Consider the following 12,610-nt stretch of genomic DNA (forward strand, 5'->3'; position numbering starts at 1 on the left):
CCTTCTCCCTAAACTGCTTCTTGGATACCTAAGAGCATTTCTTTTTTTACATCTTCGTCAGTTTCTTCTTTGTATCTTTCATTAATATAATCTAATGCCTGATTACCTTCAATTTGTCCAATTGCCCAGTATGCCGTTCCCTTGATTACTGGTCTCGGATCGCTTTCTGCAACATCTTTAAGCAAGTCAACTGCATCTGTTTCCTTATAGTGGGCAAGGGCTAGAATTGCATTTCGTTGAATCGGTTTTTTTCCTCTCCAAACGCCAGCAAGATGCCCATACGTTTCTTTAAAATCTCTATTAGATATCTTTAATAAACTAGTGAGCTCTGGTTTCAATATTTCCGGTTCTAAGACGATGTCCTCATGATGCTCAGTGTTAATACCACGGTTTCTCGGACACACTTGTTGGCACGTATCACAACCATATAACCTATTGCCAATGACACCTCTATATTCTACCGGCATGAAACCTTTTGTCTGCGTTAAGAAAGAGATACATTTTTTAGAATCAAGTTGACCATCTCCTACGAGTGCACCTGTCGGACAACGGTCGACACAAATATTACAATCCCCACATGAATCTAGAAGTTCTTCATCTGCAGGGAATGGATAAGATACAATCATTTCACCTAGATACGAGTAAGTACCAAGTTTCGGATTAATTACAAAACCATTCTTTCCAATAAAACCAAGTCCGCTTCTTCTCGCGACTTCTCTGTCACTCAATACTCCAGTGTCCACCATAGATTTACACTCAACTGTTGGATCGAGTTCTTGAATGAAGGCTTGTAACTTATCGAGCCGAGATCTTAGTAAAGTATGGTAATCCATACCCCAAGATGCACGGGCAAAAATACCTCTACGTTCACCTTTTTTAGACTTGGGTGCATTCCTTAGACGATTCGGATAACCCACTGCAATCGACACAATACTTTGTGCACTCTCTAAGCTTCGCTTCGGGTCAGTACGTTCTTCGATTGTGCCGGTTTCAAAACCGGATTCATAGCCATTTTTATAGTAGTCGATAAGTTTCGCTTTGAACTCAGTAAAAGGTTCTGCTGTAGTAAAACCAATGTCATCGATTCCTATTGTTTTAGCATAATCAATCACCTTTTGTTTAAATTCATGACGATCCATAGAATCACCCCTATCCTGTTTATTATAACGTATTTTTAATCAACAATAGAAAATAAAGCCAGGGCACTTTACCCTGACTTCATCTACTTATTCTTATCATAATGCATTGCTTCTCTGATACGCTCAGGAATCATTACAATTTCAGCTTTCATATCCTCTGGCCTGAATGTCTTATCAATACATTGTTCCCAGTACTCAATATGCTTCTTATCAAGGTCTGACTCAGAAATTTGAATGTCAGAAGCTTCTTCTTGAACACTGTACCAATACAAGTACTCAACATCGTTAAACGCTTCACGAAATATTGTTTCTACAAACATCTTTTCGCCTTCTAAATTCATAAGCACATCGTCCATGTCGTTGTGCATGTAGTCAATCCACTCATCAACTAATTCACTTTTACCTTCTTTAACTCTGTACTTCGTCAATTCAACTTTCATTATTGCTCCCCTCTTCAATCATCAATATAATTAGGTTTGAACCTATGTATTTAAAATCCATAATAGAATGATTTTATATGTATTTTGCATTTATTATACCTACTGTATAATTTAGTGCAACGGATATCAAGAATTAACTGGAGGTTTTCTCATGAAACTTGTACTCGGTTCCAAATCCCCAAGAAGACAAGCGTTACTCAATCAACTTAATCTCCAATTCGATGTGGTCGATCCAGATGTTGATGAGAAACAAATTACTACAACTGATCCAGCAACTAAAGTTATCGAAACTGCTAAACTAAAAGCAGCAGCTTTACCCATTCATGAACAAACAATCAATATCACTGCAGATACAATCGTCAGCTATCAAAATGAAATTTTTGAAAAGCCGCAAGATCGTAAAGACGCTCGGAACATGCTTGAAACATTATCTGGCAACACTCATGAAGTGTACTCTGCTGTAATCTTAAAGTCAAGAGACTTTGAAGAAATTATTATTTCAAAAACTGAAGTTACTTTTTATACATTAACTTCCGATGAAATCAATAGATACTTAGATAGTGGCGAATATATAGATAAGGCTGGTGCATACGGTATACAAGCACTTGGTGTACAATTTGTTCAATCAATCCAGGGCGATTACAATACAATCGTTGGCCTACCATTAGGTGAAGTGTATCGTTTTCTTTCAAAATATATTTAAAAAATAAGACTGTGTGGGATTACCCACACAGTCTTATTGTGTTTTACTTAAATATTAAATAGATTATTAAACGCTTCTGACATTCCTGGATGATTGTACATCATATCTCTTAAGTAACCATATGGTATATCATGATCCATAGCAAGCTTAACCATGTTGATTAATTCTTCTGAGTTCACACCGTATAGATGCGCTCCTAAAATCTCTCCGGATTCAGTATCTACAACCGCTTTAAATATACCTCTTAATTCATTATTTATATGTGATCTAGGGTGTCCACTCATCAGCATGCTTTTCTCTTGTGCATTGAAGCCCGCTTCTTTTGCTTCATCAAGAGTATAGCCGACTTTAGAGAACGGTGGGTCAATAAACTTAGTATATTGGATATTTTTTCTGTCATCACTGGTATAAGAACCATCTTCTAAGAGATGACTTTTTACTACTCTGAAGTCATCTAGTGAAGTATAAGTGAACTGCATACCGCCTTTAACATCGCCGACTGCATAAATATTATCAACAGAGGTTTGTAAATGTTCATCAACAACAATAGCGCCTCTATCATCTGTATCAATTTTAGTATTTTCTAACCCTAAGCCCTCTGTATTCGCTTTACGACCTGTGGCAAATAAGACAGCGTTCGAGGTTACTGCTTCACCACCTGATAATGATACTGTGATATCTGAACCATTATCAGCCACCTTCTCAGCCTTTTTGCCAAAGATAAAGTTAATGCCACTTTCTTTCATATCTCTAGTGATTTCATCTTTAATTTCCTTATCTTCATTTTTTAGAATCCCATCGTCAGGTACGATAATGTTAACAGTGGCTCCAAAGGCGTTGTACATCGTTGCAAATTCTAGACCGATATACCCCCCACCTACAATGGTTAAAGTTTCAGGTAGCTTTTCCTCATTTAGTAGACTGGTACTTGTGTATATCTTTTCAGAATCCATATTACCTTCTAAAGGTGGTATAACACTTGTTGCACCGGTGTTGATGAAGATTTTATTGGCAGTGATTGATTCAGTTCCGCCATCTTTTTTGCTGACTTCTATTTCCTTCTCATTTACAAATTTTGCTCTACCGTCAATGACTTTAGCGTTGTCTAAATCTGCAACTGAGTGGTAATTTTTCTTATTTAACTTCTCTATCGTATTAAATTTACGTTCAATCGCAGCACTGTATTCCTTACCTTCTAGAGCATCATGCATTAAAAGTTTAGTTGGAATACAAGCAACATTGATACATGTTCCACCATACATATTTGTCTCCTCTTCGACTAATGCCACTTTCCAATCCTTACTAGAAAAAGCTCCAGCTAAAGTTTTTCCAGCCTTACCAAAACCTATAATCAATGCATCATAATGTGCCAAATCGAGCATCTCCTTAACAATTAAAATTAAACTTTTATATTTACCACTTATGAACCTTATATAAACTAAAAGATTACTTTGTCCATTAACAAGTAATCTTCAACTTATGATTGACGTATTTAGCTTGGAGATCTACTACAATATCTTTGTACTTCAAAATTGACACCTCTATTTTATTAGCACCTTTTGATTTTCTAAGTACAGAATCAATACGTGCAGCAACTTCATCTACGTCAAAAGGTTTAACAATGGAATCATCCTCACCACTTCTAAGTGCATCTATTTTTACACCTTGATCATCCTTAGCAGAAATAACGATAATAGGTGTTGTGCCAAAAGATTTAATCTTTTCTAAAAGTGTCTCACCAGATAAACCTGGTAACATTAAGTCCAGGCAAATTAAATCCCACTGTTCTTCTTTTAAATAGATTAAAGCCTCTGTTCCTGAATAAGCTGATTTTGAATGATAACAAGCTTGTTTTTACTATCTCACTTAACAGCTTATTGATATCATTATCATCTTCTACAATCAAAATTTTTGTCATCAACTTTGACAAATCCAATATTCTTATCGTTGTATTTAAGCATAAAAAAACACCCCACATTATTCAATGTGGAGTGTCTGCATAAACATTTGTATTGCTTACTCAGCAGGGTTAAATTGTAATTCAGCATTGATTTTAACGTCTTTAGAAACAAGTACGCCACCAGTTTCTAGAGTTTGGTTCCAAGTTAAACCGAAGTCCTCACGGTTAATTGAGAAGTTTGTTTCAAAACCGTAAACAGTTGGACCAAATGGACTTACGCCGTGACCGTTGTAAGTTAGTGGTACTGTGATTTCTTTAGTTACGTCTTTAATAGTTAAGTTACCTGTTACTTGGTATTGTGATTCAGAACCTTCAATTTTAGTTGATTCGAAAGTCATTTTAGGGAACTCTTCAGTTTCAAAGAAGTCTCCAGAACGTAAGTGAGCGTCACGGTCTTCAACACCAGTGTCGATTGTTGCAACATTTGCTTCACCTTTAATTACTGCAGTTGAAAGATCTTCAATATCATCAACTTCTACATCGATAGACCATTCTCCAAATGAACCTCTTACTTTTGTTACCATCATGTGTTTTACTGTGAACTCTAATTCTGAGTGGGCAGTATCTGCTACAAATTTAGCCATTTTTAAATCTCCTCCAAAGTATATTTAAATTAATTGTTTCAAATTCGAATTATTACAATGATTATAATAATATACTTAGTTACAAAAAGCAAGTAAGAAACCATAAATAATTTAATAATCTTTTACTTACTTCGTAACTAACTATATCCATACATCATAACCTTAAACATTTGTTATAATTATATTTAATATATTTTCTTAAAGGGGACACTATGACTAACTACAAAACACTTTATTCTGACATATACAATAAGCTGTCTGATGATGATCAGACAGCATTTGATTCTTTAAATAATGAATTGGACAAATTGCATGTTACAGAAGATGCTAAATATGAAAAACTTTATAATTTAATAACTGAAATGCGTAAGCATAATCAAGACTACATCGATTACTATGGAAAAAAAACAACTGATCTTGCAAAAATAGAAGCTAAAACCCTCCCGAAAACACGTGGCAATTACTGGGTGGACTTTTCTGTTCTGCTCTTTTATTTTACTGTTTTATATACAGCCATCACAGTCATATCAGGTACCATCACTCTATCGATTACCTTAGTAATAGGTTTGATTATGATATTCCTTATGGTTCCGTTCATGAATCATGGCATTAAACATCGGGCGTCGAGTCGTGGGAATAATCAAATGCTCTCGACCTTGATCTTTCTAATCTTATTTATAATCACAAACCTATTAGTAATCTTCGTTAACTCTGAATATTTAAATGCATTTAAAATTGCAAGCTATGACGAATCAATTTTCGAATCCATACTGTTCTCATTTTTCGTCTTGGTTTTTGTCGCGTCACTATACTTTTTAATTACATCAAAAACAATGGCTACAAGAATAATTTTTATAGTATTAATTATTTATAGTTTTGGTAGAATCATATACCCATTCGATTTTTTAAATGGAGTGTCGGATTTTATCGTTAAATACTTTATGTTCATTGGTATCATCGTGATTATTCTCTTCCAATATTTTAGAAGCAAAGAAAGTAAGGCATAAAAAAAGTGGTTAGGAAATTTTCCTAACCACTTTTACTATTACTTTTTAGTCTAAAGGCTAATATGAAGCCTATAAAAGATAGAATTGCTGCAAATAAGAATGACATATTCACACCGTGAATCATTCCTGACACGCCTTCTGCTGGATTTTGTGTATTTGTCATGATTGAAACCAATATAGCCGTTCCGACTGCTCCTGCAACTTGACGCATCGTATTATTCATTGCTGTACCATGCGGGACGAGTTGGTCTGACAATTGATTTAAACCTGCTGTCGTTGCTGGCATCATCACCATTGCAACCCCGAGCATTCTAAAAGCATTGACTATAGCTAAGTACCAAAATGTTGTCTGGTCATCTAGAACAGAGAACATAAGCGTTGTCACTGTCACTACAGCAAGCCCAATTACTCCGAGCCACCGGGCACCGTACTTATCAAATAAACGCCCTGTTACCGGACTCATAATCCCCATGATTAAGGCACCTGGTAACAGCATCATACCTGATTCCAAAGCAGAGAATCCAAGCATGGTTTGCATATAAATCGGCAGTATAACTGCCCCACCAATCATTGACATAAAAACAATCATTCCGATTACAGTAGACAGAGTAAAAATATGATCCTTAAATACACTGAATTCTAATACAGGTTCTTCTAAGTAATTTTGTCTACGAATAAATAAGAATAAAGTAATTGCTCCAATAATAATCGGCAGAATTACAATTGGACTTAGCCATCCGCTATTACCTGCAACTGAGAATCCTAGAAGTAAGCCACCAAATCCTAATGTTGATACAATAATCGAAGTCATATCTAACTTAGGATCCGTTTGTTCTGTCACATTTCTTAAAATGAAGTAGGCAACGATTATATCAATAATAACAATCGGTAATACCATTAAGAATAAGCCTCTCCATGGGTAAATTTCAACAAACCACCCTGATAAGGTTGGACCGATTGCCGGAGCGAAACTGATGACTAAACCAAACATTCCCATTGCCTTACCACGTTCTTCTCTTGGGTAAGTTAAAAATAGGATTGTTTGCATTAAAGGCATGACGATACCCGCCCCAGCAGCCTGTAGTATTCTACCAATTAGTAGAATCGAGAAATTTGGTGAAATTCCACAGATTAAAGTTCCCAAACCAAATAAGGATAAGGCAGTAAAAAATAAAGTTCGGGTTGAAAACTTATTAATTAAGAAAGCTGTTATGGGTATCATAATACCGTTAACTAGCATGAATACTGACTGTAACCACTGTGCAACATCAGCCTCAAGATTCAAATCGTCCATTATATGAGGAATGGCAGTTGCGAGTAGCGTCTGATTCAGTATCGCAGCAAAAGCACCCGATAGCAGTACAGCCATCAGGATTGTACGATTACGAGTCGTTAAATATTTTTTATTTTCTTGTGTATTTGTCATAATATTCCTTCTTTCCTGGACAAGCAACAGGATTAATTGTATTATACAACTATATATCATGTCAATCTTCATACTATATATAAGAAAGGTTTGACATAAATTGACAAAAAATAAGTCGCTTGAAAAATTAGAACTACAACTTGCCATGATGGTGAGGCGTATTAAAAAACAAACTGCTAATGTAAACAAAGAACAGCAGTTAAAATCAGCAAGTTATTTAATCCTTCTACTGATTTCAGAATCCGGACCAATGGGTGTTAAGCAGATTGCTTCACTACTTCACTTAGATATATCTACAGTAAGTAGACAAGCAGCTGAACTCCAAGAAGAAGGTAAACTCGAGAAGAAACAATCTAAAAAAGATGGTCGTTCCTATGACTATCAACTGACAAATAAAGGTATTGAATCATTAAACAAGGCGCATCACTATAGACAAGAACGGTTTAGAAAAGTAACAGATGAATGGGATGACAATGATATAGAAACCTTTGCCCATCTATTGAAGAAATTTAATGATATTGGTAATGAATAAGACGAGTGTTGGGTTTATGATTAACATCCCAGGATCTTGGGGTGTCTACGGCGATATGGTGTTAGCATCCGGCAAGTGGATAGTGATGTTGATCCTTCATCAACATCCTAGACAAGTAGAAATGATACGACGTACCCTCATCACCTTCCAAACAACCTAGAATGGGAACGACGACTCATCACTATCCAACACCGCACCACACACAAAATAAACCATGCGGCATCTGAAAATTCTTAGATGCTGCATGGTTTTTTATCTTACTTATCTTGAATACTTAAGTCTTTAAAAAATTTAAGTATTCTCTCGTTCATATCGTCTTGATTTTCAGTATAAAGATATTGATGCCCTTCATTCTCGTAAGCAACCAACTCAACATCCTTGTCTTCTTCTTTCATTTTCTCATACATTTGTTCTGATTCTGAAAATGGCACTCTTACATCATGGTGGGAATGGAATATCCTTAAAGGACTACGAATTTGCTGTGAATTATTCAGCGGTGCAATACACTGCATAAATTCATCATGTTCTCCGATGAAGCCATATTCATAAGAACGTTGTTCTCTTCTCCACGGAGGCGTATTAGAAAGTAGCGTCGTAAAATGAGAGATTCCCACAATATCGACTGCACCTTTCCATAATTTAGGGAACTGAGTGATCAGTAGTAAGGTCATGAAGCCCCCATAACTCCGCCCCATAACAAAAATATTATTCTCATCTGCATGATGATAGTTAATCAAATGCTACCGTAACGCCACGACATCCTTTGCAGCATCCATACGTTTTTCTTGGTTATCTAAACCAATGTAAAACTTAGAGTATCCTGTCGACCCTCTAATGTTTGGCACTGCAACTTGGAAGCCTTCCTTATAAAGTTTATAATACAGCTCATTAAACTCTGGTCGTGCCTGAGATTCTGGACCTCCATGAACATGTATGGCTGTCGGTATATTTTCTCCGACATGTTCATATAGATAATAAGGTACATCTAAACCATCAAACGATGGAAAAGTCTGATATGTTGTCGCTAAAGTTTCCTCTAATGTTTCATTACCAAATACTTTTGTAGTTGTATTTCTCATCAAGTCATATTCATAAATACTGTGCGGTGAGGTCATGCTTGAAAATATCATATAAAGTTTGTCATCTTTATTTTGAAGTGAATGCACAACACCATTTCTATAAAAGTCTAATGACTCTAAAAGGTCATCTTTAATATTATATTTAAATAGCTTACTAAACCCATTCTTATTTAACTCAAATACGACATTTTCCTTATCACCCAAGACAAGGATTTTTTCTATATCCCAGTGAAAGTACGTCAGTTTTTTAAACTCAAATGTATTCTTGTTAAGTAAATATAAGTTAAGGTGACCTTCTAAGTAATCACTTGTAAATACTGCATTTTCATCATTTAATGAACGATAGTTTGAAAATCGACCTACAGGGAGTGGCAGTTTATCTAGCGCGCCAGTATGTACGTTAAAAAGATAAACATCCTTATCAATGTTATTTACTGACTGACTAAGTAAAATACGCTCATCATCGAATTTAGACACAATGTTTGTTGGTCTAGTAAAAGTTGCCATTACTTCAAGAGACTGATCAGTAGATTTCATCAGTTCAAAGTCTTTTCCATCTTTATGATTTCGTAAAAAGACAAGATGATCTTTTATAAACACACCATAATGATTATAAAAATCATCGTCATTTGTTAAATCAAGCTTTGTATTACCTTTAACAAACTTGAGTTGTTCACGTTCGTTTCCATTGTGATCCACAGCATATAGTAAGCCGTCGTCAACAAACCAAAAGTTCTTCACGTTTTCCTTTTCATCTGTCACTTGTTTATGTGCCTGTTCATACAGACTGTAACTATATAACTCTCTTTTACCAGTAGAATCAGCTATAAAGTACAGATTTTCCTTTTCTTCATCTAACTTCAATGAGAGATACTTTGTAAATTCTGTCAAAGCTACACCTTCTTTAAGTAAATAGTATCTTATATATAAAAATACCCTAATCCTTAACAGAATGTAAGGATTAGGGCTTTTTTTAAGACATTTTATTTATTGAAGTAATCTACAGCAATCTGTGCGCCAACTTTAGCGTTGTTGTAAACTAATTTGATGTTTGCATCCAGTGATTTACCTTCAGTTTTTTCAACGATCTTACCAAGTAAGAAAGGTGTAGAATCTTTACCACCGATACCGTTCTCTTCAGCTTCTTTAACAGCAGCAGCAACAATACCATCAATGTAATCTTTATCTAACTCATCTTCTTTTGGAATTGGATTCGCAATTACTACGCCACCTTCAAGTTCAAGGTCATGTTTTGCTTTGATGATGCTTGCGATTTCTTCAGTGGTTTCAGTAACTGTGTTTAATTTAATGTCACTTGTACGTGTGAAGAATGCTGGTAATACCTCTGTTTGATAACCAATAACAGGCACACCTTTTGTTTCAAGGTATTCCATAGTTCTATCTAAGTCTAAAATCGATTTTGCACCAGCACAGATTACTGCAACATCTGTTTTACCGAGTTCATCTAGGTCAGCAGAGATATCCATAGTCTCTTCAACACCACGGTGAACCCCACCGATACCTCCAGTTACGAAGAATTTAATACCAGCCATTTCTGCACAGATCATAGTAGAAGCAACCGTTGTCGCACCAATTCTTTTCGTTGCAACAACTTCAGCTAAATCACGACGAGATACCTTAGCAACACCTTCAGAGTTACCAAGTTTCTCTAGAGATCCTTCATCTAAACCAACTTTGATACGACCATCCATGATTGCGATTGTCGCTGGCACAGCTCCACCTTCACGAATAATATTTTCAACAGTTTTAGCCATTTCAATATTTTGTGGGTAAGGCATACCGTGTGAAATAATTGTAGATTCTAAAGCAATAACAGGTTGATTATTTTCTAAAGCTGTTTTAACTTCTGGATGTAAGTCGATTAAATGATTCATTATAATTCCTCCATGTCTTTTATTAGTTGTTTTTCCGATAAATCCTGACGGACAGTAAAAGGTGTTTCAATAGTCTTACGGCTATTCGTCATTGCCATTTTGACAATATCATCGATTTTATAGCCTTTCAACCAGCCAAAGACAATTGCACTAGAAAATGAATCCCCAGCACCTGTTACATCGACAACATTGTCTGAAGCTGTAATACTATAAATTTTACTTTCTCCATCCGCATTGCTGTAAGCTATAGATTTGACGCCATTTGTCACAATGACATTGCTAATCTCTAATTTAGTCCACTTTGCTGCTGACTCCACCAATGCCTCATCAGAATCAATTTTAATATTGAACTGTGTCTCAGTTTCATCTCTATTTACGATTAACCAATCTACAGAATGAAGTTTCTCAGGTAGTCGGTTCATCTTTGGACCAGAAACGGGAATTAGTACAAGATTTAGATCATATTTATCAGCATAAGCACATAAAAATTCGAGCGTTACTTTCGGTGTGTTTAAATCAGCAATGATGCATTTGGCACGTTTTAATATGTATGTTTGTTTTATCAGTACTTCAGGTGTTAGATGATCATATATATCCATATCAGCTAAGCCATACTCCATATCACCTTCATGGCTTAAGAGCGCTGTATAACATCCTGTGCTTTGGCCAGATATATGTTCAACAAAATCTAAATTGATGTATGGAGATGTTAAATCATATATTGACTGCCATTCACTATCATCACCACGTGTTGTAATCAAGGCCACATTTTCTCCCAATCGTCCTAAATTTTCACCGATATTACGAGCAACCCCACCTACTGATTGAGACGACTGTATAGGATTAGATGTCCCATGAATCAAGTCTTCATTAACAAAGAATTTGCGGTCCACGTTAGCAGCACCGACACAAACAATTGGAAATTCCGTATTCAACACATATGCTTGACCTTGTATAAATTCCTTTTTAACTAAGTCCGATATTATTGTTGCAACTGAAGCGTTAGTCAGACCGAGCTTTTTACTCAGCTCATTCTGTGAAATAAAAGGGTTCTTCTTTATATGTTCTAAAACGTCATTCTCTTTAGGATGCATCCTAATCCTCCTAACTCACTTCTTATTGCTTATATTATATATGAAATAAGCAATAAAAACTTATTTTAACATAAATAAAGACTTATTATGTGAATAAATCACAAATATTTTGAACAAGTTGAGAATAATTTCTCTTACCCATGCAAAATTTATTAATTAATTAAAAAAAGCTCACAGCTTTTGCTGTGAGCAATAGTACCACCGGTCGGGATCGAACCGACACTCTCTAACGAGAATTGGATTTTGAGTCCAACGCGTCTGCCAATTCCGCCACGGTGGCTCATCATTATAAAAAAAAGACTAATTAGTCTTCTAATTAGTAAAAATGGAGCGGAAGATAGGATTTAAACCTATGTCTTGCTTCAGGAAGAAGCATGTTCTAAACACTAAACTACTTCCGCATTTTATATATTAATAAAGGCGCCAACCGGATTTGAACCGGTGATAAAGGATTTGCAGTCCTCTGCCTTACCACTTGGCTATGGCGCCAAAGTAAACCTTAAAAAGAACTGGGCTGGAAGGATTCGAACCTTCGCGTCACGAGACCAAAACCCGTTGCCTTACCGCTTGGCTACAGCCCAATATGGGGCGGCTGATGGGGATCGAACCCACGCATGCCGGAACCACAATCCGGTGTGTTAACCACTTCACCACAACCGCCATATTTTAAAAGCAGGGGTAGTAGGAATCGAACCCACATCAAAGGTTTTGGAGACCTCTATTCTACCATTGAACTATACCCCTATACAAA

The 12,610-nt window shown here is 35.9% G+C and carries 14 protein-coding genes and 6 tRNA genes; 4 read left to right on the plus strand and 16 right to left on the minus strand.

Translation table 11 applies throughout. The features are described 5' to 3' along the window. Positions 1–8: 8 nt before the first annotated feature. Positions 9–1,139, minus strand: coding sequence for a tRNA epoxyqueuosine(34) reductase QueG (gene queG, locus EYB29_RS07920; RefSeq protein WP_026866563.1), 1,131 nt, complete (start codon positions 1,137–1,139; stop codon positions 9–11). An 83-nt stretch (positions 1,140–1,222) separates the two neighbouring features. After that, positions 1,223–1,579: a DUF6176 family protein gene (locus EYB29_RS07925; protein WP_026866562.1), complete on the minus strand. Its 357-nt coding sequence runs from the start codon at positions 1,577–1,579 to the stop codon at positions 1,223–1,225. A 151-nt stretch (positions 1,580–1,730) separates the two neighbouring features. Between EYB29_RS07925 and EYB29_RS07930 the strand changes: the two genes are divergently transcribed. Next, complete coding sequence (locus EYB29_RS07930) at positions 1,731–2,282, plus strand: Maf family protein (protein ID WP_026866561.1); 552 nt, start codon at positions 1,731–1,733, stop codon at positions 2,280–2,282. 47 nt (positions 2,283–2,329) lie between these two features. Here the strand turns inward: EYB29_RS07930 and EYB29_RS07935 are convergent, their stop codons facing one another. From EYB29_RS07935 to EYB29_RS07945, 3 genes are all read right to left on the minus strand, one after another. Continuing rightward, on the minus strand, positions 2,330–3,655 hold the full coding sequence (locus tag EYB29_RS07935) for an FAD-dependent oxidoreductase (RefSeq protein WP_026866560.1): 1,326 nt from the start codon (positions 3,653–3,655) through the stop codon (positions 2,330–2,332). 85 nt (positions 3,656–3,740) lie between these two features. Further along, positions 3,741–4,085 carry a response regulator transcription factor gene (locus EYB29_RS07940; protein ID WP_084145727.1) on the minus strand — a complete coding sequence of 115 codons (345 nt, stop codon included), beginning with the start codon at positions 4,083–4,085 and terminating at the stop codon, positions 3,741–3,743. Between the two features lie 213 nt (positions 4,086–4,298). Continuing rightward, positions 4,299–4,826: a YceI family protein gene (locus tag EYB29_RS07945; RefSeq protein ID WP_026866559.1), complete on the minus strand. Its 528-nt coding sequence runs from the start codon at positions 4,824–4,826 to the stop codon at positions 4,299–4,301. A gap of 212 nt (positions 4,827–5,038) precedes the next feature. Here EYB29_RS07945 and EYB29_RS07950 point away from each other — a divergent pair, with 212 nt between their 5' ends. Further along, complete coding sequence (locus EYB29_RS07950) at positions 5,039–5,833, plus strand: hypothetical protein (RefSeq protein ID WP_026866558.1); 795 nt, start codon at positions 5,039–5,041, stop codon at positions 5,831–5,833. Between the two features lie 22 nt (positions 5,834–5,855). Here EYB29_RS07950 and EYB29_RS07955 read toward each other — a convergent pair whose 3' ends face one another. Beyond that, the gene (locus tag EYB29_RS07955) at positions 5,856–7,259 is read right to left on the minus strand and encodes an MDR family MFS transporter (RefSeq protein ID WP_166627050.1); all 1,404 of its coding nucleotides are present in this window, start codon (positions 7,257–7,259) and stop codon (positions 5,856–5,858) included. A gap of 100 nt (positions 7,260–7,359) precedes the next feature. Here EYB29_RS07955 and EYB29_RS07960 point away from each other — a divergent pair, with 100 nt between their 5' ends. After that, a complete protein-coding gene (locus tag EYB29_RS07960; protein WP_026866556.1) occupies positions 7,360–7,791 on the plus strand; it encodes a MarR family winged helix-turn-helix transcriptional regulator in 432 nt (143 codons plus the stop codon). Continuing rightward, complete coding sequence (locus EYB29_RS07965) at positions 7,772–7,951, plus strand: hypothetical protein (protein ID WP_026866555.1); 180 nt, start codon at positions 7,772–7,774, stop codon at positions 7,949–7,951. Before EYB29_RS07960 ends, EYB29_RS07965 begins: the two co-directional genes overlap by 20 nt. A gap of 97 nt (positions 7,952–8,048) precedes the next feature. On the opposite strand, the gene EYB29_RS07970 is transcribed toward EYB29_RS07965, so the two are convergent. From EYB29_RS07970 to EYB29_RS08015, 10 genes are all read right to left on the minus strand, one after another. Continuing rightward, complete coding sequence (locus EYB29_RS07970; protein ID WP_166627052.1) at positions 8,049–8,528, minus strand: alpha/beta hydrolase family protein; 480 nt, start codon at positions 8,526–8,528, stop codon at positions 8,049–8,051. A 3-nt stretch (positions 8,529–8,531) separates the two neighbouring features. Next, positions 8,532–9,761, minus strand: coding sequence for a S9 family peptidase (locus EYB29_RS07975; RefSeq protein WP_166627053.1), 1,230 nt, complete (start codon positions 9,759–9,761; stop codon positions 8,532–8,534). A gap of 92 nt (positions 9,762–9,853) precedes the next feature. After that, positions 9,854–10,765: a pseudouridine-5'-phosphate glycosidase gene (locus tag EYB29_RS07980; protein ID WP_026866553.1), complete on the minus strand. Its 912-nt coding sequence runs from the start codon at positions 10,763–10,765 to the stop codon at positions 9,854–9,856. Beyond that, positions 10,765–11,859, minus strand: coding sequence for a carbohydrate kinase (locus EYB29_RS07985; RefSeq protein ID WP_166627054.1), 1,095 nt, complete (start codon positions 11,857–11,859; stop codon positions 10,765–10,767). The genes EYB29_RS07980 and EYB29_RS07985 overlap by 1 nt, the downstream gene beginning before the upstream one ends. Before the next feature lie 196 nt (positions 11,860–12,055). Then, positions 12,056–12,139: transfer RNA gene (locus EYB29_RS07990), tRNA-Leu, on the minus strand. Between the two features lie 46 nt (positions 12,140–12,185). Beyond that, positions 12,186–12,260, minus strand: a tRNA-OTHER gene (locus EYB29_RS07995). A 17-nt stretch (positions 12,261–12,277) separates the two neighbouring features. Beyond that, positions 12,278–12,348 (minus strand) — tRNA-Cys (locus tag EYB29_RS08000). 20 nt (positions 12,349–12,368) lie between these two features. Beyond that, positions 12,369–12,440 (minus strand) — tRNA-Gln (locus EYB29_RS08005). Between the two features lie 3 nt (positions 12,441–12,443). Beyond that, positions 12,444–12,519, minus strand: a tRNA-His gene (locus tag EYB29_RS08010). 13 nt (positions 12,520–12,532) lie between these two features. Continuing rightward, positions 12,533–12,603, minus strand: a tRNA-Trp gene (locus EYB29_RS08015). Positions 12,604–12,610: the final 7 nt, after the last annotated feature.

Source organism: Jeotgalicoccus sp. S0W5 (genome assembly GCF_011634875.1).
Lineage (GTDB): Bacteria > Bacillota > Bacilli > Staphylococcales > Salinicoccaceae > Jeotgalicoccus > Jeotgalicoccus marinus.

Bases quoted from the DNA above. Each gene is read 5' to 3' on its own strand.
- queG (WP_026866563.1), bottom strand. From the start codon at position 1,139: ATGGATCGTCATGAATTTAAACAAAAGGTGATTGATTATGCTAAAACA.
- EYB29_RS07925 (WP_026866562.1), bottom strand. From the start codon at position 1,579: ATGAAAGTTGAATTGACGAAGTACAGAGTTAAAGAAGGTAAAAGTGAA.
- EYB29_RS07930 (WP_026866561.1), top strand. From the start codon at position 1,731: ATGAAACTTGTACTCGGTTCCAAATCCCCAAGAAGACAAGCGTTACTC.
- EYB29_RS07945 (WP_026866559.1), bottom strand. From the start codon at position 4,826: ATGGCTAAATTTGTAGCAGATACTGCCCACTCAGAATTAGAGTTCACA.
- EYB29_RS07950 (WP_026866558.1), top strand. From the start codon at position 5,039: ATGACTAACTACAAAACACTTTATTCTGACATATACAATAAGCTGTCT.
- EYB29_RS07955 (WP_166627050.1), bottom strand. From the start codon at position 7,259: ATGACAAATACACAAGAAAATAAAAAATATTTAACGACTCGTAATCGT.
- EYB29_RS07965 (WP_026866555.1), top strand. From the start codon at position 7,772: ATGATATTGGTAATGAATAAGACGAGTGTTGGGTTTATGATTAACATC.
- EYB29_RS07980 (WP_026866553.1), bottom strand. From the start codon at position 10,765: ATGAATCATTTAATCGACTTACATCCAGAAGTTAAAACAGCTTTAGAA.
- EYB29_RS07985 (WP_166627054.1), bottom strand. From the start codon at position 11,859: ATGCATCCTAAAGAGAATGACGTTTTAGAACATATAAAGAAGAACCCT.